Raw genomic sequence first — 26,358 nt, 5'->3', positions numbered from 1 at the left:
CCAACGTCAGCGGGGACATCGAATTCTGCATGATGCACGTGCCGGGGAAGAACGATTCCCACAACGTCGAGACGATGCACCACGGCGAGGAGGTCGCCTATGTGGTCAAGGGGCGGATCACCGTCTACGTCAACGACGTCCCCTACGAGCTGGAGGAGGGCGACAGCGTCCTGATCCCGCCCGAGAGCCTCCACCGCTGGAAGAACGACGGGGACGAGGAATGCGACGTCCTGTTCGCGATCACGCCGCCCAGCTTTTGACGGCGGCGGGCGGCGGAAACCGGCCGACATGGTCAGATTGTACAATTTTTTGGCTGTGAACAAATCTATTTGACGATTTTTAATTGAACAGGTTGACATTTTTAAAACGGGTGTTAAACTGTACTTAACAAACAGCGTTGTTGTTAAGTACTTTTTAATGCCCTTTTGTTATTTTCGCAGAAAATGACCGGGAAAAATGGAATGGAGGAACCTGCAGTGAAAAAAGACCTCTCCGCGGCATATGCGTACATCGACGAGATCCGGGAGGAGACCCTCGGGCTCTACCGGGAATTCGTCAACCGTGAAAGCTGGAGCAAGACGCCGGACAAGGTCCGCATATTTTCCGACTTCCTGAAGGCGGAGATGGAGAAGGCCGGATTCGAATGCCGGTACGTGCCGGTGGGCGTCAACGCCGACACGCTGGTCGGCGTCCTGGGCAAGGACCGCCCGGGCAAGCCGATCCTCTTCTGCGGGCACATGGACACCGTCTTCCCGACGGGCATGCACCCGGAAAACCCCTTCAAGATCGTCGACGGCAAGGCCTACGGCCCCGGCGTCCTCGACATGAAGGGCGGCATCCTGATCGCGCTGACCACCGTGAAGGCGCTCAACAGGATCGGGTACGACGAGCGTCCGATCAAGTTCTGCTTCTCGGGGGACGAGGAGATCAACCACACCGGCTCCCAGGGCGCCGAGGTGATGGAGGCGGAGGCGAAGGGCTGCCTGTGCGCCTTCAATATGGAGACGGGCATGATCGACAACTACCTCTGCACCGGCCGCAAGGGCTGCCTGCGCTACACGGTCGAGGTGGACGGCGTGGAGACCCACTCGGGCAACGACTTCCAGGGCGGCAGGAGCGCGATCGCCGAGATGGCCTACAAGATCATCGACTTCCACAACATGACCGACCTTTCGATCGGCAACACCTGCAACATCGGGACGATCTCGGGCGGCACGGTGCCCAACGCGGTCCCCGCCCACTGCGAGGTGGTGCTCGACATGCGCTACACCACCCTGAGCGGCAAGGAAAAGCTGCTCGCCCGACTCGACGAAATCTGCAAAAAGACCTACATCGACGGCACCTCCACCAAATACGCCTTCCTGAACAAGCTGGACGTCTTTGAGACGACCGGCGAGGGCATGCGGTTCTTCGAGTACGTCAGGGGGATCGCGAAGGAATACGGCCTCCCGGAGGTCAACGGCCGCCCGCTCGGCGGCGGGTCCGACGCCGCGTCCACGACGATGGCGGGCGTCCCGACGATCTGCTCCTGCGGCGTGCGCGGGCAGTGGAACCACACCATGAAGGAGTACGCGGTGGTCGACTCGATCTTCGACAGGAGCAAGATGTACGTCGCCGCCGTGGCCAATTCGGATCAATTCGCACAGGAATGATATCTAGGAGGGAGAGAACGGCATGAATACTCTGATTGTTTTCCTGGTTTCCATGGTTTTTCTGCTGGTGGTACTGATCCGCTTCAAATGGAGCGCGTCGGTGGGACTCGTCTCTGCGACGATCATGATGGGGCTGCTTTCCGGCATGAAGATCGCCGATCTGACCGGCGCCATCAGCGGCGGCTTCGGCAGCACGATGACCAGCACCGGACTCGTCATCATCTTCGGATGCATCTTCGGCGAGATGCTCGGCTCGTCCGGCGCGCTGGAGGAGATCGCGAAATTCCTCCTGCGCAAGGTCGGCTCCAAGCACGACTACCTCGCGATCAACCTGCTGGGCTACGTGGTCTCGATCCCCGTCTATTTCGGGTCGGCCTACGTCATGCTCTCGCCCCTGCTCAATTCGCTGCAGAAGCTCACCAATAAGAAGATGACCGGCTATGTGAACGCGCTCTTCGTGGGCCTGCTGCTCACCCACTGCATCGTCGCGCCGACGCCCGGCCCGGTCGCGGTCGCGGCGGAGGTCGGCGCGAACCTCGGCTGGTTCATCTTCTACGGCCTGATCGTCTCGATCATCGCGAGCCTGCTCTGCGGCTGGCAGTTCTCCAACGGCATCAACGCCAGAGGCCGCAAGGAGGCCCAGGAGTTCCTCGACGCCAACAGCGACCTGATCAAGGCCGACGAAACCAAGCCGTCGGCGGGCATCGGCTTCGCGCTGATCCTTTTCCCGATCATCCTCATCGTGCTGGGCGCCGTCGTACCGATGTTCGTCGCGGAGGGGAGCATCCTCTACACCGTCTTCCAGTTCATCGGCGATAAAAACGTCGCCCTCTTCATGGCGATGCTGCTCGCCGCCGTGACCCTGCGCAAATACCTGGTCGCGGGCCCGGCCAAGAAGGGCATCATGCGGTATATCGACACGAGCGCCAACAAGGTCGGCAGCATCCTCATGGTCATCGGATGCGGCGGCTGCTTTGCCAAGGTCATCACCCAGACGGGCATCGGCGACGCGCTGGCGAACATGTTCTCCCACTTCAACATGCCCGTGCTGCTGCTCGGCTTCCTGCTCGCCATGATCATCCGCGCGGCGGTCGGCTCCGCCACGGTCGCCATGATGACGGCGGTCTCCATCGTCGGCCCGGCGATCGCGCTGCAGGGGCTGTCGCCCGTGCTCGTGGGCCTCGCGGTCTGCGCCGGCACCGTCGGCCTCACCCTGCCCACCGACGGCGCCTTCTGGCACCCCTCCCAGCTCAACGGCATCTCCATCAACGAGACGATGGTCGTGACGGTCAGCACCACGCTGGCCAGCGTGGTCGCCTTTGCGATCATCCTGCTCATCAACTGCTTCAGCGGCTTCCTGCCGGGATTATTCTAGTACGTTTTAGGAGTCGATTATGGATAACACGATATTGTCGATGGAGGAAAGCGAATGGAGCGCGAAATACCCGCTCCTCCGCTCCCTCCGGGATTTACGGGAATGCTTCTGGATCAACGATCAAAAACGCCCCGCCGCGCAAGCGGCGGGGAACTGTCCGTTCACCATCCGGGACATCGAGGACGCCAGCGACCGGCTGGACCGGTTCGCCCCCTATCTCGCCGCGGCCTTCCCCGAGACGGCCGTTTCGGGCGGGATTCTGGAGTCCCCGCTGCGGGAGATCCCCCGCATGAAAAAGGCCCTCGAGGAGCAGAGCGGCGTCCCGATCGACGGGAGGCTGCTGCTCAAATGCGACAGCGAGCTTCCGATCTCCGGCTCCATCAAGGCGCGGGGCGGCATCTACGAGGTCCTCAAGCACGCGGAGGAGCTCGCGGTCGAAGAGGGGCTGCTCTCCTGGACGGACGATTACGCGCGCCTCGCGGAGCCGCGCTTCCGGGAGTTCTTTTCGCGGTATAAGATCGCGGTGGGCTCGACGGGGAACCTCGGGCTTTCGATCGGCATCATGAGCGCGAAGCTCGGCTTCCACGTCACCGTCCACATGTCGGCGGACGCGCGCCAGTGGAAGAAGGATATGCTGCGCGGCCTCGGCGTGCACGTCGTCGAATATGAGAACGACTACAGCCTCGCGGTCACCGAGGGGCGCAGGCAGGCGCAGTCCGACCCCTCCTGCCACTTCATCGACGACGAAAACTCGAAGGACCTCTTCCTCGGCTACGCGGTGGCCGCCCTCCGGCTCAAAAAGCAGCTGGAGGAGATGCGGATCGCCGTCGACCGCGAGCACCCGCTCTTCGTCTACCTGCCCTGCGGGGTCGGCGGGGGTCCGGGCGGCGTCGCCTTCGGCATCAAGACCCTCTTCGGGGACGCGGCCCACTGCTTCTTTGCGGAGCCGACCCATTCCCCCTGCATGCTGCTGGGGCTCTATACCGGACGCTACGACGGGGTCTGCGTGCAGGACATCGGCATCGACAACCGGACCGCGGCCGACGGGCTGGCGGTCGGCAGGTGCTCCCATCTGGTCGGGCGGCTGATGCCCCCGTTCATCAGCGGCGCGATGACGGTCAGCGACCGGCATATGTACCGTCTGCTCGCGCGGATGGCGGACACCGAGGGCATCCGCCTCGAGCCGAGCGCGCTGGCCGGCGTCCCGGGCGTCCTCAACCTCCTCGGGACCGGGGAGGGGCGCGGCTACCTGGTCCGGGAGAAGCTCGCCGGCTTCCAGGGCCAGTTCACGCACATCGCGTGGGCGACGGGCGGCAGCATGGTGCCCGCGGACGTGATGGAGGAGTACTACCGGAAGGGCACGGAGGGGGAATAGCCGTCCGGGGCCATAGACGGAATCAGGAGAAAAAGGACCCGGCGCCTGTGCAGACAGGCGCCGGGTCCTTTTTGTCCGGGGCGGCGCCCGCGTCATCCGCGGGCGCCGTTTTTTTACCCGCCGCGGGGAAGGCCGGATACGCGAATACGCACCACCGGGAGAAAAAACTGTGTCACTTTCTACAAAGAAACGCGGACGGTTTTGTTGAGCTGGAACGAATCGGGGGAAATATTCATTTTTGGTATTGACTTTGTTGATAAAAAGTATAATAATCAAGTAAAAGATTACAGAATTTGAAATAGAAAAGTTAAATATTTTCTCAAGAAAATCTGCTTCAGATTTCCATTTTCGCGCTTTTTTCAAATGATATGTTGCAAATTGTGTGAAATTTCCGTGATAAACATGTGGTTATTCGGACGCTTTGACAACACGGCATCGTAATTTATTTCAAAAATAATAAAAATATTATGAATTATAATTTGCCAGATTAAAATTGAGATTTTGCCGAAAAGATCGGCGACGGCCGCACACCGCAGCACCGCGGACGCCCGGGAGGTAACGGTTGCTGCCGCGGGGTCACGGCAGCATTTATAACAATAAACAGGTGAGGTATCTTATGAGCACTGTGATTTTGGAAACAAAAAATCTCACAAAGGCGTTCGCAAACAAAAAGGTCGTCTCCGGGGTCGACTTCGTTGTCCGCGAAGGCGAAATCACCGCCCTGCTGGGGGAAAACGGCGCGGGCAAATCCACCTTCAAAAACATGCTGGTCGGACTGCTGGAGCCCACCGAGGGGTCCATCACCTTCGACGGCAGGGAGATGAAGGAGATCAAGATGGGCAAGCTGCCGATCGCCGCGGTGCATCAGGAACTGAGCCTGTTTTTGAACCTCACCGTCGCCGAAAACATCTGCATCGAGGACTTCCCCGGGAAGAAGTCGATGGTCAACTGGAAGAAGTGCCGCGAGGAAGCCCTCAAGTACATGGGCATCATGAACATCCAGCTCGACCCGGACGCGATCGTCGGGACCCTGGGCCCCGGCGAGCAGCAGCTGATCGAGATCGCCAAGGCGATCCGGCTCAACCCCCGCGTGCTGATCCTAGACGAGCCCACCGCATCCCTGACGGCGCCGGAACGCGAGCGGCTGTTCGAGGTGATGCGCACGCTGAAGAAACAGCGCATCGGCATGATCTTCATCACGCATTTCCTGGACGAGGTGTTCGCCGTCTGCGACAAGGTCGTCGTGCTGCGCAACTCCGAAAAGGTCTGCGACGCGCCGGTGACGGAGGTCACCAAGCACGAGATCGAGGAGCACATGGTCGGCCATTCGCTGGAGGGTTCCTCCTTCAGCCTGGGCGAGCCGGACCCGGAGGTCGCGCTGCGCGTGACCGGGCTCGAGTCGGAGAGCTTCGCGGACATCAATTTCGAGGTACATAAGGGCGAGATCCTCGGCGTGGCGGGCCTCATCGGCGCGGGACGCACCGAGCTGATGGAATCCATCTTCGGCCTGCGCAAATGCGGGGGCACGATCGAGTTCATGGGCGAGACCTTTAAAAGGTGGAACACGCAGCAGCTGATCAAAAAGGGAATGGTGATGATCCCGGAGGACCGCAAAAACTGCGGCATCTTCCCGCGGCGCGACCTGAAGGAGAACATCACCGCGGCCCAGATCGACCACTTTGTCAACCGGAGGGTGAAGTTCTTCGGCTTCCGCAGGGAAAAGGAGAACGCGCAGAAGGTCATCGACCGCTTCCGCGTCGCCTGCCCCGGCATCGAAGCCTACATCACCGAGCTCAGCGGCGGCAACCAGCAGAAGATCATCGTCGGCCGGTGGCTGAGCCATTCCCCGAAGGTCTGCATGTTCGACGACCCAACCCGGGGCGTGGACGTGGGCTCGAGGGCGGAGATCGGCGAGTACATCGTCGAGCTTGCCAAAACGGGCACGGCCGTGATCCTGGTCTCTTCCGACCTGAACGAGCTGGTCTCCATGGCGCACAGGATCATCGTGATGCGGCGCGGCCGGATGGTCTCCGAGCTGATGCGCGAGGACTTCGACGTGCGCCGGATTCTGTCGATCGCGTCCTCACAACAGGAAGACGAATCGTCGGTAGGGGGTAACCATGGTGAAAACGCATAACAGCCCGCTGAAAAGATTTATGAGCGAGCAGTGGGCGGCCGCTCTGATCGGCAACATTCTGCTCTTTTTGATCCTGGCCGTGTCGCAGCCGGCCTTCTTACAGGCGACCAACATTATGAACATCCTCTGCCAGTGCAGCCTGTTTGGAATCATGGCCATCGGCATGACCTTCGTCATCTCCACCGGCGGCATCGACATTTCGGTGGGCATGAACGCGCTGTTTACCATGGCGCTGATGTACCGGCTGAACTCCTACGGCATCTTCCCCGTGTGGGCGATCTTCCTGATCGTGCTGGTCGTCGGGTGCCTGGTCGGACTGCTCAACGGCTTCATGGCCAGCGTGCTCAATTTTCCCGACATGATCGCCACGCTGGCGACGATGTCCATCCTGCGGGGCGCGGCCTACCTGCTGCTCGACAATTCCCAGAAGTTCGTGGACGCCCCGCTGCGGGTGATCGGGAACTCCAAGCTGTTCCAGCTGGTCCCCACCCCCACGGTCCTCATGGTCATCATGACCGTCATCGGCATCCTCGTTCTGCGTTACAGCCGCTTCGGCCGGTATGTGCTGGCAGTCGGCGGAAGCAAGAACTCGGCCGTCTTTTCCGGCCTGAACGTCACCCGCATCCGGATCGGCGCCTATGTCATCTGCGGGGTCTGCGCCGCGCTGGGCGGCATCGTCTACGCCGGGCGCATCGGCTCGATCGCCCCCAACTCCTGCATGGGCTACGAGTTCACCGTCATCACCGCCGTCGTTCTGGGCGGCACCAAGATGAGCGGCGGCAAATCCTCCATTGTGGGGTCCGCGCTCGGATGCGTTTTCCTCTACCTGATCGAAAACGCCATGACGATGCTGGACATCTCCAGCTACTACCAGGTCTTCGCGCGCGCGGTGATGATGCTCTGCGCCATCGCGATCGACACCGCCACCACGATGCGCAACAACGCGAGCGTCATCAGGGAACGGCGCGCGCGCTTCCTGCAGATCCAATAGGATTGGTACCCGGCACGGCTTGCCGTGCAGAAAATAACAAAAGTCTAGGAGGACAAGAAATGAGAAAGGCATTAGCACTGGTTCTGGCGCTCGCAATGACACTCGCGCTCGCCGCCTGCGGCAGCTCCGCACCCGAGGCGCCCGCGAACACCCCGGCTCCCGAAAGCGCCGCCCCCAGCGCGGCGGACGACGCCGCTCCCGCCCCCAGCGAGGACGCGGGCAAGACCATCAAGATCGGCGTTTCCACCGATACCGCCACCACGGTTTTCCGCAAGGTGGAGCTGATGGGCCTTTACAGCGCGGCGGAGGCCGCCGGCAACGTGGAGATCATCGAGCTGTGCGCCGATGACGACACCACCACCCAGTACACCCAGTTCAAATCCCTGATCGACCAGGGCGTCGACGTCATCGTCTGCTGCGCCATCGACCAGGACGCCATCCTCACCGCTTATGACTATGCCCAGGCGGCGGGCGTCCCGGTTATCAACTACGACCGCAAGGTGGAGCACGAGAACGTCTTCTTCACCGCGATGTACGATTCCTACAGCGACGCCAAGCAGCTCGCAGAATACCTCCTCTCCGTGGACGACGGCGAAGAGCACACGATCTTCCTGACGGTCGGCTCCCTCGCGGACCCCAACGGCATTGCCCGCCGCGAAGGCTTCCAGGAGACGATCGCCGCCTCCGGCCACACCAACCTCAAGGTCGTCGAGATCATGACCGACTGGGACGTCGACAAGGCGCTCACCAACATGCAGAACGCGCTGCAGGTCTACACCCCCTGGGCGGTTGCCAACGTCTCCGCGCACATGGACGGCTCCTGCTACCAGGCGCTGGAGGAGGCCGGCCTCAAGATTAAACGCGGCGAGGAAGGCCATGTCTACTACACCTCGCTCTCCGGCGAGCCTCCCGCAGTCGCCTACATGGAAGAGGGCTACACCGACAAGATCTTCGTCATCCCGGCCGACACCGCCGGCGGCGCGATCTACGACGCGGCCGTCAAGCTCGTCAACGGCGAGACCCTTGAGAGCGACACCTTCTATATGCCCACCTTCGGCGTCGGCCCCGACGAGCTCGAGGCGAAGTCCGACGAGATCTGGACCGTCAAGTATGCCGACATGCTGGGATAATCTCCCCGCAGACGCAAGACGCGCCACCCTGTAAACTTTCCGCCCAAAGGTGCGGCGGGTTTGCCGTCGGCTCGGCCGCGGCAGACCCGCCGTTCCCCGAGGGAAGCTCGCACAACCCAAGAACGCTTCGATGAGAGGTCAATCATATGGATACAAAGTTCAAAAGCAATTCGACATTGGGAAATAAGAATCGGTTCTGGAACGGCTTCAAGAAGTTTTCCTTGGATTTGCCGGTTGTGTATATGCTGATCGTGGTCTGCGTTGTGATGGGCTTCCTGAATCGCAATTTCTTCTCGATGGCGAACATCATCTCCATGCTCACCTCGTATTCCTACTACATCATCGGCGCCATCGGCCTGGTATTCGTGTTCCTTTCCGGCAACTCGGGAATTGACCTGAGCATCGGATATGTGACGGGCTTTTCCGCCGTGGTCTCCACCAAGACCATGTCCCTGCTCTCCGACGCGAACCCGGATATGAACCCCTGGCTCATCATCGTGCTCGGCCTGCTGGTCTCCTGCACGATCGGCGCGCTGTTCGGCCTTCTGAACGGCATCGCGGTGGCAAAGTTCCACATCGCGCCCTTTATCATCACCCTGGCCAGCCAGCTTCTGGCAATGGGACTGTGCTATGTGTTCACGAACGGTTACACCGTTTCCGGCGGTCCCCGGGAGCTCTCCCGGCTCTCCACCCTCACGGGCATCCACATCGGGAAGACCATCATCCCCATGGCGGCGATCATCCCCATCGTCATCTTCATCCTGATGGCGGTGGTGCTGAGCAAGACCACGTTCGGCAGGCAGGTCATCCTGACCGGCAGCAACCCCAAGAGCGCCGAGCACGCGGGCATTTCGGTCTCCCGGATCTATATCATCGTCTACCTGCTCTCCGGCATCTTCGCCGGGATCGCGGCGATGTTCATCCCCATGTGCATCGGCGGCGTGAACCCCGATGTCGGCGCAAACCTGCTCATGCCGATGGTGGCGGCGGTCACGATCGGCGGGATCAGCCAGTCCGGCGGCTACGGCAACATGGTGCAGGCCGGCTTCGGCATCCTGTTCATCATGTGCCTGATGAGCGCAATGACCTTCCTGGGCTTCGGCCTGCCGACCCAGCAGCTCGCCTACGGAATTGTAATCGTGTTTACAATGACGCTCCTCGGCTACATCGAGAGAAAGCGTTTTAGAGTATAAGCGCGCAAAAAAGTCATTAAGAAGGTAAAGGAGTAATCAGCAATGAATTTCGGAATTGGCTCGTTCGCATACAGGTGGTCGATCGGCCGCCCCTACTACCGCCCCGAGGACCCCATGACGGTGGACCAGCTCATTGACCGCTGCGTCAAGTACGGCGTGAAGGCCGTCCTGCTCTGCAACAACATCTCCCTGCACGAGTTCACCGAGGAGCAACTCACCGCGATCCGCGACCGGATCGTGAAGGAGGGCATGACGGTCGAGACCGGCTCGCGCGGCACGGATTTCAACTACTTCAAGCGGATGCTCGAGGTCTCCAAATTCCTCGGCTCCAAGGTGCTGCGCATCGGCTGGGACATGGACCGCGACACCGACGCGGCCGGCCTGGAGCGGCAGGTGCAGAAGGGCATCGAGACGATCGGCGCGCTCATGCCCACGGCGCATGAGTACGGCGTGCACGTCGCGATCGAGAACGGCAAGCTCAACGACGTCTACGAGGTCAAGAAGATCATCGAAGGCGTGAACGACCCCTTCTTCGGCTGCGCGCTCGACACCTGCAACTCCACCTGCTTCATGACCCCGACCGAGACGGTGGTGCGCACCCTCGCGCCCTATGCGAAGACCGTCCACTTCAAGGACTATGTCGTCTCCCTCGACCCGCGCGGCGACGTGATCACCGGCGTCCCCCTCGGACAGGGATACGTGGATTTCCCGCTCATGCTGGACATCCTCAAGCAGAACGGCTACGACGGGAACATCTTCCTGGAGCTCTACATCAACCGCTGCGACACCCATGCCGAGACCGTCGCCTACGAAGAGGAATGCGTGAAGCAGAGCATGGCCTACGCGCATGACACGCTGGGCTTCTGACCCGGATGCCGGAGCGGAGGTGCGCATATGAAAGAGGCGTATATCGGCGTCGACATCGGCTCCTCCGGCTGCAAGGCCATCGCGGTCGACGGGGAGGGGAAGACCCTCGGCGTCCAGTCGGTGCGGTATGACAACACCCTGGTCTGCACGGGGCTGGGCTGCTACGAGCAGCCCGCCCGCGTGCTGCGCGACGCCGGGCTTGACTGCATCCGCGCGCTCGTGCGGGAGCTCGGCCCGGACCGCCGCACGGCGGCCATCGGCCTCACCGGGCAGATGCACGGGCTTGTGGCGCTGGACGAACATCTGGAACCGCTCCGCCCCATCCTCAGCTGCGTCGATTTCCGCAATGAGAAGCAGAACGACGAAATCTACGCCAAGGTGGGCGGCAAGGAGGGCCTTCTGCCCTACACCAACAACAAGATGGTCCCCTCCTGCACGGCGGGGAAGATCCTCTGGATGCGGGAGAATGAGCCCGCGCTCTTTGCCCGGACGCGGGTCGTCGTGAACCCCAAGGACTATGTGCGCACCGTGCTGACCGGCGTCCCGGCGACCGACGAGTCGGACGCCAGCGGCTTCGGCGTCTACGACGTGCGAAACCACCGCTGGAACCGGGAGCTGCTCGACCTGATCGGCCTGCCCGAAGAGGTGCTGCCGCCGGTCCTCCACGCCGACCAGGCGGTCGGGACCGTGCTGCCGGAGGTGGCCGCCGAGCTGGGCCTCGGCCCGGACACGGTGGTCGTGGCGGGCGCGGGGGACGCGATCATGCAGACGGTGGGCTCCGGCGCCGTGGAGGAGGGCGTCTACAGCGTCGTCCTCGGCTCGGGCGGGCTCATCTCCACCTCGCTGGGCGTCTGCGCCCACAACGAGGGCGCGCGGCTGCAGGTCTATTCCAGCGCCGCCCGCGACCAGTGGGTGGCCTACACCGGCCTCATGAGCGTGGGCACCTCGGTCAACTGGATGCGCGAGAGCCTTTACGCGGCCGAGTCCGCGCGCGGCGCGGAAGAGGGCTTCCGGCGGATGGACGAGGAGGCTGCGCGGGTGCGCCCCGGCTGCGACGGGCTGCTCTTCTTCCCCTCGCTCCTCGGCCAGCGCAACCCGGTGGACGACCCCTACGCGAAGGGCGTGACGGTGGGGCTGACCCCGTCGCACACCCGCGGGCACCTCTACCGGGCCCTGCTGGAGGGGCTGGCGTTCGGGATGCGGGAGGTCTACCTCCAGCTCCGCGAGGTGGGCGCGCCGATGAGGTGCATCCGGATTTCCGGCGGCGGCGCGGTCAACACCCTCTGGTGTCAGATCTTCGCGGACCTCTTCCAGGCCCCGGTCCGCCGGGTGCCGGAATATTCCGCCTGCGGCGCGCTGGGCGCGGCCGTGCTGGCCTCCCATCACGGCAAGGACCCCGCGTCGCTGCCCGGGCGGTTCGCCTCCTTTGGAAGCGACCGCACCTTCGAGCCCGACGCGTCGAAAAAAGCGGTCTACGACGACCTGTTCGCCGTCTACACGCAGATCTATCCCGCGTCGAAGGGGATTTTCCAAGCGCTCAAGCGTTTTGACGAGACCCATTGACCACTCGTTTCGGAGGGAATACATATGAAAAAAGTCATCAACCAACCCGCTGATTTTGTCGATGAGACGATGGAGGGCATCGTCGCCGCCTACGGCGACCGGGTGCATTTCCTGGATGGCGACCGCCGGGTGCTGGTCTCCGGCTACCCCTCCCAAAAGGGGAAGGTCGGGATTGTGACGGCGGGCGGCTCCGGGCACCTGCCGCTCTTTTTGGGCTACGTGGGCGCCGGCATGGTGGACGCCTGCGCCGTCGGCAACGTCTTCGCCTCGCCCGCCTACACCAAGATGGCAAGCGCCATCCGCGCCGTCGATTCCGGCGCGGGCGTCCTCTGCCTCTACGGCAACTACGGCGGCGACAAGATGAACTTCCAGCAGGCGATCGAGGACTGCGAGTTCGACGACATCCGCTGCCGCAGCGTGCTGGCGTGCGACGACGTGGCCTCCAGCCCGAGGGAGACCGCCGAAAAGCGGCGCGGCGTGGCGGGCATCCTCTACGCCTACAAATGCGCCGGGGCCGCGGCCGGCCAGATGCGGAGCCTCGACGAAGTCGCGGCGGTCGCCGAAAAGGCGGTCGCCAACACCCGCACGATGGGCGTGGCGCTCACCCCCTGCATCGTGCCGGAGGCGGGCCGCCCCACCTTTGCGATCGCGGACGACGAGATCGAGATCGGCATGGGAATCCACGGCGAGAAGGGCATCACGGTGGAAAAGATGATGACCGCCGACCGGATCTCCGAGATCCTCATGGAAAAGCTGCTCGCGGACCTGCCGCTGGAGGCGGGGGACGAGGTCTCCGTCCTGGTGAACGGGCTGGGCGGGACGCCCGCGGAGGAGCTGTTCATCGTCTACCGCCGGGTGGCGCAGATTCTGGGGGAGCGGGGCGTGAAGATTTTTATGCCCCATGTGGGCGAGTTCGCGACCTCCATGGAGATGGCGGGCCTTTCCGTCACCCTCTTCAAGCTCGACGGGGAGCTCAAGGAGCTGCTCCGCGCGCCCGCTTCCACCCCCTTTTACACCAATGCCAACAAATGATGGAGGGCGTTATGACGACGAAAGACCTTTGCAGGGCGATCGACGCGATCTCCGCGCGGATCGATGAAAACAGGGACGCCCTGGTGAGCCTGGACCAGCAGAACGGCGACGGAGACCTTGGCATCTCCATGAGCGGCGGGTTCCGCGCCGTGTCCGATTTCCTGCACGATTCGCAGGAGACCGATCTGGGGAAATGCCTCAACCGGTGCGGTGACCACTTCAACGAAGCGGCGCCCAGCTCGCTGGGGACCATCCTCGCCTTCTTTTTCAAGGGCATGGCGAGGAGCCTGAAGGGCACGGAGACGTGCGACGCGGCGCGGCTCGCGGAAGCGATGCGCGCGGGGCTGGAAAACGTGATGGCCAAGGCCGGCTCCAAGCCGGGAGAAAAGACCATCCTCGACTCCCTGACTCCCGGCGTCGAGGCGCTGTCGGCCCATGCCGGGGAGGGCGCGCGGGCCGCTTTCGCCAAGGCCGCGAAGGCCGCGCGGGAGGGCAGCGAGGGGACCCGGGCGATGAAGGCCGTATGGGGCCGCGCCGCCTATTACGGGGAAAAGAGCCTGGGCGTTCTGGACGGGGGGTCCGTCGTCGGGGCGCTGATTTTTGAAGCGATCAATGATATGGAATAGGGTGTGATATCGATGTTTGAAGAATTCATGTACCAGCAGGCCGTGCGCCAGACCAAACAGGATATGCTCAAGGTGGGCTCCCGCCTTGCCGAAAAGGGTCTCCTTGTCGGCAAGGGCGGCAACTACAGCGTCCGCATCGGGGAGAATCAGATCCTGCTCACGGCCTCCGGCTTCTGCAAATCCGAGATCAGCGAGGAGCAGATCAGCCTGGTGGATATGGAGGGCAACCTCCTGGAGGGCTTAAAGCCCGCCGCCGACATCCGGATGCATCTGGAGGTCTACCGCTCGATGCCGGAGATCCGCGCGATTGTGCACAGCCATCCGCCCATCATGACGGGCTTCGCCATGTCCAACTACACCTTTGAGGACTTCTGCATGCCCGAGGCGATGCTGGACATCGGCGGGATCGAGGTCACGGAATTTTCCGTGCCCACCACAATCGAGGTCCCCCAGGTGGTGCACAAGTGCATCCGGAAGAACCCGGACGTGCGCGCGCTGATCCTCAAGGGCCACGGCGTGCTCTGCCTCTCCTCGGTGGACGTGATGGACGCCTGCTACAAGCTCGAGTGCCTCGAGGCCGTCGGGCAGGCGATCCTCGTGACCAACGCGCTGGGCGGCGCCTACCAGATGACCCCGCGTGAGATCGAGGGCGTGCGGGCGATCCTGGCGAAGAAATAACGACCGCCGTTTTGGGGGGAACACCATGTATTTTATCGGCTTGGATATCGGCACAACCGGCTGCAAGGCCGCTGTTTTCGACGAGGCGGGCGCCTGCTTCGGCAGGTGCTACGAGGAATTCGACATCATCTGCCGCGCCCCCGGCTGGGCGGAGCAGAGTCCCGCGGTCATGTGGGAGGCCGTCACGCACGTCCTGAAGGAGTCGGTCGCGCAGGCGAAGGCGGCGGGCATGCGGGCGGAGGAGGTTCGCGCGCTCAGCACCTCGGTGCTGGGGGAGGAGGTCATACCGGTGGACGGGGACTACCGCCCCCTCCGGGACGCCATCCTCGGCATGGACTACCGCGCCGACGAGGAGACGAAGCTGCTGACCGGGGCGGTTCCGGCGCAGCGGATCTACGACATCACCGGCTTCCCGCCGCATCCGATGGGCTCGCTCCCCACGATCCTGTGGATGCGCCGCCACGAGCCGGAGCTGATCCCCCGGACGTATAAGTACGTCACCTTCACCGAGTACGTCATGAAACGCCTCGGCGCGGGGGAAGGTGTGGTCGACCACCCGCAGGCCGGGCGCACCATGGCGTTCGACATCGAGAGGAAATGCTGGTCGGACGAGCTGCTGCGGGCGGCGGGGCTGGACCGGAGCCTCTTCTGCGAAACGGCGGAACCCGGCCGGGTCGTCGGGAACCTGTCGCGGGAGGCCGCGGCCGAGCTGGGCCTCACCGAGGCGGTGGCGCTGGTGGCGGGCGGACAGGACCAGACCTGCGCCGCGCTGGGCGCCGGGCTCATCGATGAGAGCGTCGGCATGGATTCCCACGGCACCATCGAGGGCATCGGCGTGATGTCCTCGAAGAAGATCACCGACGAGCGGGCGCTCGCGGCGGGCGTCTCCTGCTACGCCTACACCATTCCCGGGCGGTATTTCCTCATGTCCTCCTCCCAGGTGGGCGGGCTGCTGCTCAAGTGGTTCAAGAACAACTTTTCCCTCGCCGAGGAGCAGGAGGCGCGGCGGACCGGCCGGAACGTCTACGACGTGATGACGGAGCGCGCGCCCGAGGGGCCCAGCGGCGTGATGGTGCTGCCGCACTTCATCGGCAGCGGGCCGCCCTGGAACGACCTCGACTCGCGGGGCGCGATCGTGGGGCTCACGATCGACAGCACCCGGCACGACGTGGTGAAGGCCATCATGGATTCGCTCACCTACGAGTTCAAGATCAACATGCTCTACTACGAGGATATGGGCTTTCGCTTCAAGGACATCCGGGTGGTGGGCGGCGCGTCCAAATCGCCGCGGTGGATGCAGCTCAAGGCGGACATCCTGAACCGCCCGGTCTCCACGCTGCGGGAAAAGGACGCCGCCTGCCTCGGCGCGGCGATGATCGCCATGTGCAGCATGGGGGCGTACCCCTCCTGCGAGCAGGCCGTGCGCGCCTGCGTGAAGGTGGACCGCGTCTACCGGCCGGACCCCGCGTGGACCGGCGCCTACGAAGCCGCCTACCGGAAGTACACGCACCTCTATGATTCATTGAAGGAATTTAACCACATCAAAATTCCAGGAGGCACCGTATGAGTAAATTTAACCGCAACGCAAAGCCCAAGATGGGGATCCTGCCCATCGCAAAGACGAACCAGTACCAGGGGAACATCCGGAACTACATCGAGGTTGCCCGGCGCACCTTCGGCGCGGACCCGGAGATTGAGATCATGGTTCCCGACGAGCCGCTCTTCGACATGGACGAGATCATGGAGACCTGCACCGCGATGGAGAAGGCCAACTGCGACATGTTCCTCTTCGTCATCGGCTCCTGGATGTACACCTCCCTGGTGACCACCGCGGTCAACTCGCTGGGCGGCAAGCCCTGCGTCATGTACGGGCTCTGCGACGAGATCGCCAACGGCTCCCTCGGCGTGTCGGTGCAGCTGCGCTACGTGATGGAGGAGATGAAGCTCCCCTTCGTCTACATGTACGGCAGGATCGACGACGCGGAGCGCGCCGCGGACATCAAGAAGGCGCTGCGCGCCGCATGGACCAAAAACGACATGGCGGGCAGGAACATCGCGCTCATCGGCGGCAAGTGCATGATGATGTACCAGACGCAGGTGAACGAGTTCAATTGGAAAAAGGTGTTCGGCATCGATTTCCCCCAGTACGACCACGTCGAAATCTTCAAGGAGCTGGAGAACATCGACGAGGCGGAGGCCGAGCGGCTCGCGCGGCAGTTCATCGACAACTGCGCCAAGGTCAACTGGAAGCTGGAGAACGGCGAAAAGATCAACGAGGACGCCATCCTCTCCCAGATGCGCCTGTATCTTGCCTATAAGCGTTTTCAGAAACTCTACGACGTGGATATGTTCGCCACCAAGTGCATGCCCGAGCTGGTGAACAAGTGCTACGGCTACAGCTACGGCGCCTGCCTCGCCACCGCGCTGCTCAACGAGGAGGAGTCCACCATCGCGGCCTGCGAGGGGGACGTGCCCGCCGGCGTTTCGATGTACATCCTCAAGAAGCTGGCCCACGCCCCGGTGATGTTCGCGGACATCTCCCGCCTTAACGAGCAGAACGGCGTAATGAACTTTTTCAACTGCGGCTCCGGCCCCGTGTCCATGGCGAACAGCCTGGGCTACCGGCTGTGGCCCATCCCGCCGCTCGTCCCCGACGAGGCGGTGGCCAAGCCCTACCTGAACGGCGATTCGGGCGGCGCGTGCATCGAGTTCGAGTTCGAGGGCGACCGCACCGTCACGCTGCTGCGCCTCGGCGGAAACGACGACACCCTGCGCTTCCACGCGGCCGTCGCCAAGACCAGCCTGCGCGTGAACAACGACGAGGAGGACCCCAACAACAGCTTCGCGGGCGGCACCCGCTGGCCGGGCTGTGGCATCAGGCTCGAGGACCCGGACTCCTTCCTGCGCAACGCCACCGGGCACCACTACGCGATCGTCTACGGCGATTTCTCCAAGGAACTGGAATACATCTGCGGCTTCTACGGCGTCAAGCTGGTCATGGACCGCTGACGCCATCCGCCCCGGCGGGACCCATCTCCCACCGGGGCGGCGGACGTATCGGCCGCGTTTTGAAAGGAGTCGTCCCCATGCAGGACAGATTCTACTTCGGCACCAACACCAAAATGTTCAAGACCGCCGCGGAGACCGTGGATTACCTGCGCCGCCTCGAGGAGCTCACGCACGGCATCCCGCCGGAGCGCGCGCAGCGCTTCGTGATCCCCTCCTACACCTCGCTTGGGCCCGCGCGGGCAGAGCTTGACCGCGCGGGCTCGGGAATCCTCCTCGGCGCCCAGAACATGGGCTGGGAGGAGCGCGGGCAGTATACCGGCGAGATCTCCCCGCTCATGCTGCGGGAGGCGGGCGCGCGGCTGGTGATGGTCGGGCACTCCGAACGGCGGCACACCTTCCGCGAGACGGACGCGGAGGAGGAAAAGAAGGTCCGCTGCGCGCTGGACCACGGCTTCCGCGTTCTTCTGTGTGTGGGGGAACAGCTGGAGGACCGGCGGTACGGCACCGGCGACGAGGTGCTGCGCGTCCAGCTGAAGATCGGGCTCCACCAGGTGCGCCCGGAGGAGGCGGACCGCGTGTGGGTCGCCTACGAGCCCGTCTGGGCCATCGGCGTGAACGGGATCCCGGCGGACGAGGGGTACGCGGGGGAAAAGCACCGCATGCTGCGCGGGACGATGGTGGAGCTCTTCGGGGAGGCGGGAAGCCGCGTCCCGCTGCTCTACGGCGGGAGCGTCAACCCGGAAAACGCCGTGGCGCTCAGCCGCTGCAAAGAGATCGACGGCCTGTTTATCGGCCGCAGCGCGTGGGACGCGGAGCGTTTCGCGGACATCATGCGCGCGGTCCTGGCGTCCGCCGCCTGAAAGGAAGAGGGAAGGATACGATGAAAATCGCGATTGGCTGCGACCCAAACGCGGCTGAACTGAAACAGGAACTGAAGGCCTTTATTTCAGGCCTGGGGCACGAGTGCGTGGATTTCGGCGGGGACGACCCCATCTACGCCAACACCGCCGTCCGCCTCGCGAAGGCGGTGGCGGCCGGCGAATGCGACCGGGGGGTGCTGATCTGCGGGACCGGCATCGGCGTGAGCATCGCCGCCAACAAGGTGAAGGGCGCCTATGCGGCGCTGGTGAACAACGTCTACCAGGCGCAGCGCGCGGAGCTGAGCAACCACGCGAACATCATCACCTTGGGCGCGCAGGTCACCGGCGCCGAGCTGGCGAAATGCCTCGTGGCGGCTTATCTCAAGGAGGAGTTCGACCCGCAGTCCCGGTCCGCGCCGAAGGTGCGGCGCATCTGCGAGTACGAAAACGGGATCGATTGACCCGCCCGGAGCGCGGCGGGAAGGAAAAGGGAGGCCCGAAAATGAACTATTTGATCGGAACGGACATCGGCACGTCGGGCACGAAATCCATCGTCATGGATACGAACGGCGCCCTGCTGGCCTCCTCGCTCGCCGAATACGGCGTGACGACGCCCCGGGCGCTCTGGGCCGAGCAGTGGCCGGAGGTGTGGGTGGAGGCGGTGAAGTCCACCATCCGCGACGCGGTGAAAAAGGCGGGGATTCCGCCGGAATCGGTCGGCGGCATCTGCGTCAGCGGGCTCTACGGGGGCTCGGGCGTGCCGCTCGACGACGAGATGCGGCCGGTGCGGCCCTGCATGATCTGGATGGACCGCCGCGCGGACGACGTCAGCCGCATGGTGGAAGCGCGCGTCGGCTTCGACCGGCTCTACCGCATCACCCGCAACGGCCTCGACCCCTACTACGGCTACACGAAGATCCTCTGGATCAAGGAGCACGAGCCGGAGAACTGGGCCAGAATCCGGTGCTTTTTGCCGCCGAACGCCTACGCCATCTACCGGATGACGGGGGAGGCCGCGATCGACTATTCCTCGGCGGGCAACCTGGGCGGCATCTTCGACATGGAGCGCCGCTGCTGGAGCGGCGAGCTGATGGAGGCGCTGGGCATCCCGCGTGCGATGATGCCGGACCGCGTCGTCGACTCCTCCGCCGTGGTGGGCGGGCTCACGCCGGAATGCGCGGCGGAGCTGGGCCTGCCGGCGGGCACGCCCGTCTGCGCGGGCGGCGTGGACTGCACGGTGGCCACGCTCGGCCTCGGCGTGACGAGGCCCGGGCAGCATGTGGCGGTCATCGGGACCTCGATGACCTGGGGCTTCGTGCACGGCGGCGGCGAAACCGGGCGGGAGCTCATCACCATGCCCTACGTGAAGGACGCGGCCGACCTGCTCTTCACCTTCGGCGGCGCGGCCACCGCCGGGGCGCTGACCCGCTGGTTCCGCGGCGCCTTCGCGGAGCTGGAGTACCGGGAGGAGCTTCAGGGCGGGAAAAACGCCTACGCGCGCCTCGATGAGGCCGCGGCGGAAATCCCGCCCGGCAGCGAGGGGCTGCTGGTGCTGCCCTACTTCATGGGGGAGCGCGCCCCCATCTGGGACGTCAACGCCCGCGGCGTGGTGTTCGGGCTCGACCTGCACCACACCAGAGCTCACCTGTTCCGGGCCTTTTTGGAGGCGGTGGCCTTTTCCCTCCGCCATTCGATGGAGGCCGCGCCGCAGGGCGGCGTGCTCGACGAGCGGCTGGTGCTGGCGGGCGGCGTGGCGAAATCGCCGCTCTGGCGGCAGATCATCGCGGACGTCACCGGCTTTCAGGTGGTGTGCCCCAAAAACGACGTGGAGGCCAACCTGGGGGACGTCGTCCTGGCGGGCGTCGGGACGGGCCTGCTGGACTATGCGGGCGTGGAAAGGTGGAACGTGTTCGACGAGCCGGTCCTGCCGGACGCCGCGCGCCGAAAGATGTACGAGCGGTACTACCGGGAATACCTGGAGCTGTACCGCAGCCTGAAGCCGAACATGGAGCGGATGGCAACGGTCGTGAAGGAACTGAATGGTGGAGGTGACGAGCGTGGTAGGTAATTTCAGGGACGAATTGGGCAAGACCTTCGCCGCCGTGGGGGAGGCCTTCCCGGAACTGTATGTGGTGACCGCCGACGTGTCCAAATCGACGCGCAGCAGGATGTTTGGGGAGCGCTGGCCCGACCGGTTTTATTCGGTGGGCATCGCGGAGGCGGACGCCGTGGGCATCGCGGCGGGCATCGCGTCCTTCGGCGGCCCGGTGATCTTCACCGCCTACGGCGTCTTCGCGACGGAAAAGCCGTTTGAACAGATCCGCAACTGCCTCTGCTACCCCAACCTCAATGTCAAGATCGTGGCCACGCACGGCGGAATCAGCGTGGGCGAGGACGGCGCGACCCACCAGGCGGTCGAGGACATCGCCATCATGCGCGCGCTGCCCAACATGAAGGTGCTCGTGGCGGCGGACCCGGGCGAGGTGCGGGGCGCGGTGTTCGCCGCGCTGCAAACGCCCGGGCCGGTATACGTCCGGCTCGGCCGGGGGGTGGGGGCCCCCCTCCACCTGGAGCCGGAAGCAGTCGATTTCCGGGTGGGGAAGGGCGAGGTCCTGCGGGACGGCTCGGACGTCACGCTCGCTGCGGTGGGCGTCATGGTGGAGCGGGCCCTGCGCGCCGCGGAGCTGCTGGAGGCGGAGGGCGTCTCGGCGGCGGTGATCAACCTGCGGAGCGTCAAGCCGATCGACCGGGAGCTGCTGTGGGAGTACGCGGACAGGACGGGGGCGATCGTCACCGCGGAGGACCACAACTGTTTCGGCGGCGTTTTCGGCGCCGTGGCCGAGACGGTGGCCAAACGCCGCCCCGTCCCCATGGAACAGGTGGCGCTTGAAGACACCTTCGGGGAATCGGGGAACGGCGCGCTGCTGCTCGAAAAATACGGGCTCACGGCGGAACGGATCGTTTCAAGGGCAAGGGCGGCCATTGCCCGGAAAGGATGAGGCGGATGAACGAGCAAGACAGGCAGGCGCTGGAGCGGCGGGCAAGGCAGCTGCGGCGCGACGTGCTGCAAATGACCTACGAGGCGCAGAGCGGGCATCCCGGCGGCTCCTGCTCGCTGGCCGACCTGATGGCGTACCTCTATTTTTACCGGCTCCGTTACGACACGGCCTCGCCGAAATCCCCCTCCCGCGACCGGCTGGTCCTCTCCAAGGGGCACGCCGCGCCCGTCCTGTACGCCGCGCTGGGGGAGAGCGGCTTCTTCCCGAAGGAGGAGTTCCACCGCCTGCGCAAAATCGGCAGCCTGCTGCAGGGCCACCCCTGCATCGCGATTCCCGGCGTGGACGCCACCACCGGCTCGCTCGGCCTGGGGCTTTCGCTGGGGACCGGCATGGCGATCGCCGCGAAGCGCCGGCAGCCCGGCGTCAGGGTCCATGTGATCCTGGGCGACGGGGAGCTCGACGAGGGGCAGGTCTGGGAGGCCGCCATGGCGGCCCCGCGGTTCGCGCTCGACAACCTCGTCGCGATCATCGACCGCAACCGCTACCAGAACGACGGCGCCACCGAGGAGATCCTCCCGCTGGAGCCACTGGCGGACAAATGGCGGGCGTTTCGCTGGAACGTGATCGAGATCGACGGGCACAACTTCGACGAGATCGACGAGGCGTTCTGCCGCGCCGACCGCACGAAGGGCGCGCCCACCCTTATCCTCGCGCACACGGTCAAGGGGAAGGGCGCCTCCTACCTGCTCGACCAGCCCCAGCTGCACTACACGCCTCCCACGGCGGAGCAGCTCGCCGGCGCGCTGAGGGAACTGGCAGATTAGGACGGGAAGGAACGCCCGGACAACCGGCGCGGCCCGTTTCCGTGATGGAAAAATGAGTTTTTTGTTGACCGCGTATCAAAAAGAAGTATAATAATGGGTAGAATTGCCTGTCGGTTTACGTTGCGCAGGCAAAACCGTGCGCCGCGTTTCGTTTCGCGGGAAAGGGGGATCGGTTGGGAATGCCGCAAGAGATGGATAGTTTCAGCATCCTGAAAACAAAGCTGCAGTTGATCCTTCCCTCGCTTCCCCGAAGTGAAAAGGCCGCAGCCACCTATCTGATCGAAAACCTGCACCGCATCGGGTCGTTGAACCTGAACACGATTTCCGCTGAAATCGACGCGAGCAGCGCCACGATCATCCGCCTGTGCAAGCACATGGGCTACAAGGGCTTTTTGGATTTCCGCAACAGCGTCCGGATGGCCGAGCGGCAGCCGGACGACCCCGGCTTCGCCACCCCGGTGGAGCAGGTCTCCGCGCGGGAGCTGATGCGTTCGGTGATCGACAAGAACAACGAGACGATGCTCAACACCCTCGCGCTGATCTCCGACCAGTATGAGCCCGCGGCGTACGCCCTGCGGAAGGCGAACATCATCATCATGTTTGGCAACGGCGACGCGATCATCCCCTGCCAGCTGATCAGCCTGAAGCTCATGAAGATCGGTAAGGCCTGCGTGGTGCTCAACGACCAGGACATGCAGGTGTTCTGCGCCTCCTCGATGCGGTTCGGGGACGTCGCGCTCGCGGTCTCCCACACCGGCCGGTCGAAGTCGGTCGTGGAGGCCATGCGCATCGCCCGCGAACGCGGCGCCATCACGATCGGCGTCACGGCGGCGGCCAAATCCCCCCTGCTGAAGCACTGCTCCTACGCGCTGCTGACCGGCACGGTCGACGACACCACCGCCGGGGACATCATCTCCCGGCGCATCGCCGAGCAGACGGTTTTGGAGACGCTCTACCTCTGTACCGTCGACAACAACGAGAAGGATATCGAGGAAGTGAAAAAGCAGGGCGCGAAGGTCATCGAGCAGATGACGAAGCTGTCGAACGAGGACAGTGAGGTGAAAGTCTGACAAGGCCGCGGGGCGGGTTTCCAACGGAAACCCGCCCCGCTTTTTTCGGCGCGGACCGGCCCGCCCCGGGGGAGGGCGGGAATAATCCGGCAGGAAAACGGGAATAATCCGGGAGTGGCGGAGTTGTAAACTTTTTTGGACGCGCCCCCGCGCCCTTGACAATCCTCTACCAAAGAGGTATAATTTTAATGAAAAGGTTAGCTATAGCTAACCAAATGGGGCGAATGGCGCCGTGTACCCCGCCGATCCGCTTTTCATTTTTACGACACGCACCTGAAATGTGAGAGGAGTCTTCTTTATGAAAACCATCGGTTCGATCATTTGCGATATCCACGGGCGGGAGATCATCGACTCGCGCGGGAACCCCACCGTGGAGGCGGTCGTAACGCTGGAGGACGGCAGCGCGGGCACCGCCGCGGTCCCCAGCGGCGCCTCCACCGGACAGTTCGAGGCGCTGGAGCTGCGCGACGGGGACGCGTCCCGCTTCGGCGGCAAGGGCGTGCGGAAGGCCGTCGGCAGCGTCAACAACGAGATTCGCGCGGCGCTCACCGGCATGGACGCAGCCCGCACCGCCGAGATCGACGCGGCGATGCTGGCGCTCGACGGCACCAGGGAAAAATCCCGCCTCGGCGCGAACGCCATACTGGCCGTTTCGCTGGCCTGCGCGCACGCGGCCGCGAACAGCCTCGGGCTGCCGCTCTACCGGTTTTTGGGCGGCGTCGCCGCCGACACGCTGCCGGTCCCGATGATGAACATCCTGAACGGCGGGGCCCACGCGGCCAACAGCATCGACGTGCAGGAGTTCATGATCATGCCGGTCGGCGCGCCGGATTTCCGGGAGGGGCTACGCTGGTGCACCGAGGTGTTCCACAAGCTGGCCGCCATCCTCAAGGCGGAGGGCCACTCCACCGCGGTGGGCGACGAGGGCGGCTACGCGCCCAACCTCGAGAGCGACGAGGAGGCGATCCGCTACCTGCTCCGCGCGATCGAAGAGGCCGGGTACCGTCCGGGCGGCGATTTCGTCCTCGCCATGGACGCCGCGTCCAGCGAATGGAAGAGCGAAAACGGCTACTTCCTCCCCAAGAGCCGGAAGCGGTTCACCACCGACGAGCTGATCGCCCACTGGAAATCCCTCGTTGACCAATACCCCATCCGCTCGATCGAGGACGCGCTCGACGAGGAGGACTGGGAGGGCTGGCGGAAGCTCACCGCCGAGCTGGGCGGCAGGGTGCAGCTCGTGGGCGACGACTTCTTCGTCACCAACACCGAGCGCCTCCAAAAGGGGATCGACCGCCGCTGCGCCAACTCGATCCTCATCAAGCTCAACCAGATCGGCTCCCTCACCGAGACGATCGACGCCATCAAGCTGGCCAAGCGGGCGGGCTACACCGCGATCGTCTCCCACCGCTCGGGCGAGACGGAGGACACCACGATCGCCGACCTCGCGGTCGCGCTGAACGCGGGCCAGATCAAGACCGGCGCGCCCAGCCGTACCGAACGCGTGGCGAAATACAACCGCCTGCTGCGCATCGAGGAGGAGCTGGGCGGCGCGGCCCGCTACCCCGGCCCCGGCTGCTTCTGAGCGGCAGGGAGCGGGCGGGCCCGAAGCCGGCCTCCTGACGTTTCAAAAGCCGCCGCCCGAAAGGGCGGCGGCTTTTTTGAGGGCGTGCGCCGTGGTTCACCAGCCGGACTCCAGGAGGGAAACGTTTTGCAGCCCGATCCGCCCGGAATATTCCCCGTCGGTATAGACGACGTCGGCGGTGAGCGGAAAGCCCACGGCGGAGGCGGGATAGGGGTAGTCCTTGCAGTAGGCGACGAGATCCGCCCGCAGGACGATGCGGCCGTCGTCCTGGAATTCGTACCGCATCAGCTCCCCCATGATGAGTCCGTAGCGCACCGTCTCATTCAGCTCGGGGAGCTCGGGAAGCGGCTGCGTGACCGTTTGATCCCGGTAGGAGAGGCTGAGGGAGCGCGCGCCGGGATCGCACCGGAGGGAGAGCTCGTCCTTCAGCAGGTCGTCGAAGTCGTCCGGGTCGAAGACGGTCGTCCCGCGGACCACGCCCGAATCGGGATTGTACTCCACCACGTAGAGGGAGCCGGCGGAGATGTAGGTGAGCCCGACCCCGGTGACCCACGTGTGGGTGATGACGACCTCCTCCTCACCGTCGGAATCGGCGTCCATGACCCGCATCTCCGGCAGGCCCATGCGCGGGGAGAGGCCCGGCCAGTCGGGATAGAGCTTGCTGGTCCCCCTGATGTTTAGCAGCATTCCGAACGGATGGGCGTAATAGAGGTAGGCCTCTTTTTCCGGTACGCCCGCGAGGAGCGGCAGCGGATATTCCTCGGACCACGCCGGCATGGCCCCGCCGCCGGGCCATTCCCCCGGCGCGTTCAGCGAATAGCGGTACCCGGACAGGGCCCCGGCCAGGGAGGCCTCGTCGACCGTGTAGGGGCAGTCCGCGCCCGTTTCCCCGAGGAGCGCGTGGAACCGCAGCGCCTCGCCCCGCAGGAAATCCCCAATGGCGGCGAACTGGTTGGCGGCGCTTTCCCCCTCGCCGGTCGCCATCAGCTTCATGCGGGCCTGCGTGAGGATATAGTCCCGGTCGAAGTCGATGTACAGGTAGAGGTTCGGGTCGATCCGTGAAAAGACCTCCTCCAGCTCCCAGTACCACTGGCGGGCGTAGAGATAGGCCATCGTTTCGCTTTCGGCCTCCTCCTCCCCGAGGACCTCCCGCATGTGCGCGAAGGCCCCGTCGATGGGGTTTTCCTCCGCGCCGCCGTGTGGCGTCTCCTCCCCGGCGCCCGAAGACGCGGGGGGAGCGTCCGGTTCCGCCTGTGCCGCGCAGCCCGCGCCGCAGACGGCCAGCGAAAGGATGAGAATACCCGCCAGAAGAATCCGTTTCACCTGTTTTGCCCTCCGTCCGTCAAGATTCCGACACCCTCTATAACAGGGGCGCCGCACGGAAAGGGACAGCGG

At 64.2% G+C, this 26,358-nt stretch carries 23 protein-coding genes; 22 read left to right on the top strand and 1 reads right to left on the bottom strand.

All coding sequences use genetic code 11. The features are described 5' to 3' along the window. The 22 genes from ACZO3G_RS06505 to eno form a co-directional block, all read left to right on the top strand. A partial coding sequence (locus ACZO3G_RS06505; RefSeq protein WP_486846951.1) for a cupin domain-containing protein occupies positions 1-260 on the top strand: 260 nt, incomplete at its 5' end. Positions 261-476: 216 nt separating this feature from the next. Beyond that, positions 477-1,652 carry a M20 family metallopeptidase gene (locus ACZO3G_RS06500; protein WP_276874304.1) on the top strand — a complete coding sequence of 392 codons (1,176 nt, stop codon included), beginning with the start codon at positions 477-479 and terminating at the stop codon, positions 1,650-1,652. 22 nt (positions 1,653-1,674) lie between these two features. After that, positions 1,675-3,027: a GntP family permease gene (locus ACZO3G_RS06495; protein ID WP_276874302.1), complete on the top strand. Its 1,353-nt coding sequence runs from the start codon at positions 1,675-1,677 to the stop codon at positions 3,025-3,027. Positions 3,028-3,046: 19 nt separating this feature from the next. Continuing rightward, positions 3,047-4,402: a D-serine ammonia-lyase gene (dsdA, locus tag ACZO3G_RS06490; protein WP_277138602.1), complete on the top strand. Its 1,356-nt coding sequence runs from the start codon at positions 3,047-3,049 to the stop codon at positions 4,400-4,402. A 631-nt stretch (positions 4,403-5,033) separates the two neighbouring features. Beyond that, a complete protein-coding gene (locus ACZO3G_RS06485) occupies positions 5,034-6,539 on the top strand; it encodes a sugar ABC transporter ATP-binding protein (protein WP_207654170.1) in 1,506 nt (501 codons plus the stop codon). Then, positions 6,526-7,530 carry an ABC transporter permease gene (locus ACZO3G_RS06480; protein WP_277138601.1) on the top strand — a complete coding sequence of 335 codons (1,005 nt, stop codon included), beginning with the start codon at positions 6,526-6,528 and terminating at the stop codon, positions 7,528-7,530. The genes ACZO3G_RS06485 and ACZO3G_RS06480 overlap by 14 nt, the downstream gene beginning before the upstream one ends. A 59-nt stretch (positions 7,531-7,589) precedes the next feature. After that, positions 7,590-8,660, top strand: coding sequence for a sugar ABC transporter substrate-binding protein (locus ACZO3G_RS06475; RefSeq protein ID WP_276872545.1), 1,071 nt, complete (start codon positions 7,590-7,592; stop codon positions 8,658-8,660). 242 nt (positions 8,661-8,902) lie between these two features. After that, a complete protein-coding gene (locus ACZO3G_RS06470; RefSeq protein ID WP_276872547.1) occupies positions 8,903-9,853 on the top strand; it encodes an ABC transporter permease in 951 nt (316 codons plus the stop codon). 42 nt (positions 9,854-9,895) lie between these two features. After that, positions 9,896-10,720, top strand: a complete 825-nt coding sequence (locus ACZO3G_RS06465; RefSeq protein WP_276872544.1) for a sugar phosphate isomerase/epimerase family protein — start codon at positions 9,896-9,898, stop codon at positions 10,718-10,720. A 27-nt stretch (positions 10,721-10,747) separates the two neighbouring features. Beyond that, positions 10,748-12,283 carry a xylulokinase gene (locus ACZO3G_RS06460; protein WP_276872543.1) on the top strand — a complete coding sequence of 512 codons (1,536 nt, stop codon included), beginning with the start codon at positions 10,748-10,750 and terminating at the stop codon, positions 12,281-12,283. Between the two features lie 24 nt (positions 12,284-12,307). Continuing rightward, a complete protein-coding gene (locus tag ACZO3G_RS06455) occupies positions 12,308-13,315 on the top strand; it encodes a dihydroxyacetone kinase subunit DhaK (RefSeq protein WP_276872542.1) in 1,008 nt (335 codons plus the stop codon). Positions 13,316-13,326: 11 nt separating this feature from the next. Next, positions 13,327-13,941, top strand: coding sequence for a dihydroxyacetone kinase subunit L (locus ACZO3G_RS06450; protein ID WP_101548700.1), 615 nt, complete (start codon positions 13,327-13,329; stop codon positions 13,939-13,941). Between the two features lie 12 nt (positions 13,942-13,953). Continuing rightward, entirely contained in the window at positions 13,954-14,619 is a 666-nt protein-coding gene (locus tag ACZO3G_RS06445; RefSeq protein WP_101548702.1) for a class II aldolase/adducin family protein, read from the top strand. 25 nt (positions 14,620-14,644) lie between these two features. After that, the gene (locus ACZO3G_RS06440; RefSeq protein WP_276872541.1) at positions 14,645-16,186 is read left to right on the top strand and encodes an FGGY-family carbohydrate kinase; all 1,542 of its coding nucleotides are present in this window, start codon (positions 14,645-14,647) and stop codon (positions 16,184-16,186) included. Further along, entirely contained in the window at positions 16,183-17,628 is a 1,446-nt protein-coding gene (locus ACZO3G_RS06435) for a hypothetical protein (RefSeq protein WP_276872540.1), read from the top strand. Before ACZO3G_RS06440 ends, ACZO3G_RS06435 begins: the two co-directional genes overlap by 4 nt. A gap of 77 nt (positions 17,629-17,705) precedes the next feature. Then, positions 17,706-18,488 (top strand): triose-phosphate isomerase, encoded by a 783-nt coding sequence (locus ACZO3G_RS06430; RefSeq protein WP_276872539.1) that lies wholly within the window; start codon positions 17,706-17,708, stop codon positions 18,486-18,488. A 20-nt stretch (positions 18,489-18,508) separates the two neighbouring features. Next, on the top strand, positions 18,509-18,949 hold the full coding sequence (locus tag ACZO3G_RS06425; protein WP_101548710.1) for an RpiB/LacA/LacB family sugar-phosphate isomerase: 441 nt from the start codon (positions 18,509-18,511) through the stop codon (positions 18,947-18,949). 41 nt (positions 18,950-18,990) lie between these two features. Beyond that, positions 18,991-20,556, top strand: coding sequence for an FGGY-family carbohydrate kinase (locus ACZO3G_RS06420; protein WP_276872538.1), 1,566 nt, complete (start codon positions 18,991-18,993; stop codon positions 20,554-20,556). Beyond that, a complete protein-coding gene (locus ACZO3G_RS06415; protein ID WP_242970797.1) occupies positions 20,546-21,487 on the top strand; it encodes a transketolase family protein in 942 nt (313 codons plus the stop codon). Before ACZO3G_RS06420 ends, ACZO3G_RS06415 begins: the two co-directional genes overlap by 11 nt. A 5-nt stretch (positions 21,488-21,492) precedes the next feature. After that, positions 21,493-22,311 carry a transketolase gene (locus ACZO3G_RS06410; RefSeq protein WP_101548716.1) on the top strand — a complete coding sequence of 273 codons (819 nt, stop codon included), beginning with the start codon at positions 21,493-21,495 and terminating at the stop codon, positions 22,309-22,311. 191 nt (positions 22,312-22,502) lie between these two features. Further along, positions 22,503-23,381 (top strand): MurR/RpiR family transcriptional regulator, encoded by an 879-nt coding sequence (locus ACZO3G_RS06405; RefSeq protein WP_158595645.1) that lies wholly within the window; start codon positions 22,503-22,505, stop codon positions 23,379-23,381. A 298-nt stretch (positions 23,382-23,679) separates the two neighbouring features. Continuing rightward, entirely contained in the window at positions 23,680-24,963 is a 1,284-nt protein-coding gene (gene eno / locus ACZO3G_RS06400) for a phosphopyruvate hydratase (protein ID WP_277138572.1), read from the top strand. Positions 24,964-25,059: 96 nt separating this feature from the next. Here eno and ACZO3G_RS06395 read toward each other — a convergent pair whose 3' ends face one another. Continuing rightward, entirely contained in the window at positions 25,060-26,286 is a 1,227-nt protein-coding gene (locus tag ACZO3G_RS06395; RefSeq protein WP_276871838.1) for a hypothetical protein, read from the bottom strand. Positions 26,287-26,358 lie beyond the last annotated feature (72 nt).

It is taken from the genome of Anaerotruncus sp., assembly GCF_057433415.1.
This window is presented reverse-complemented; position numbering and strand designations above follow the sequence as displayed.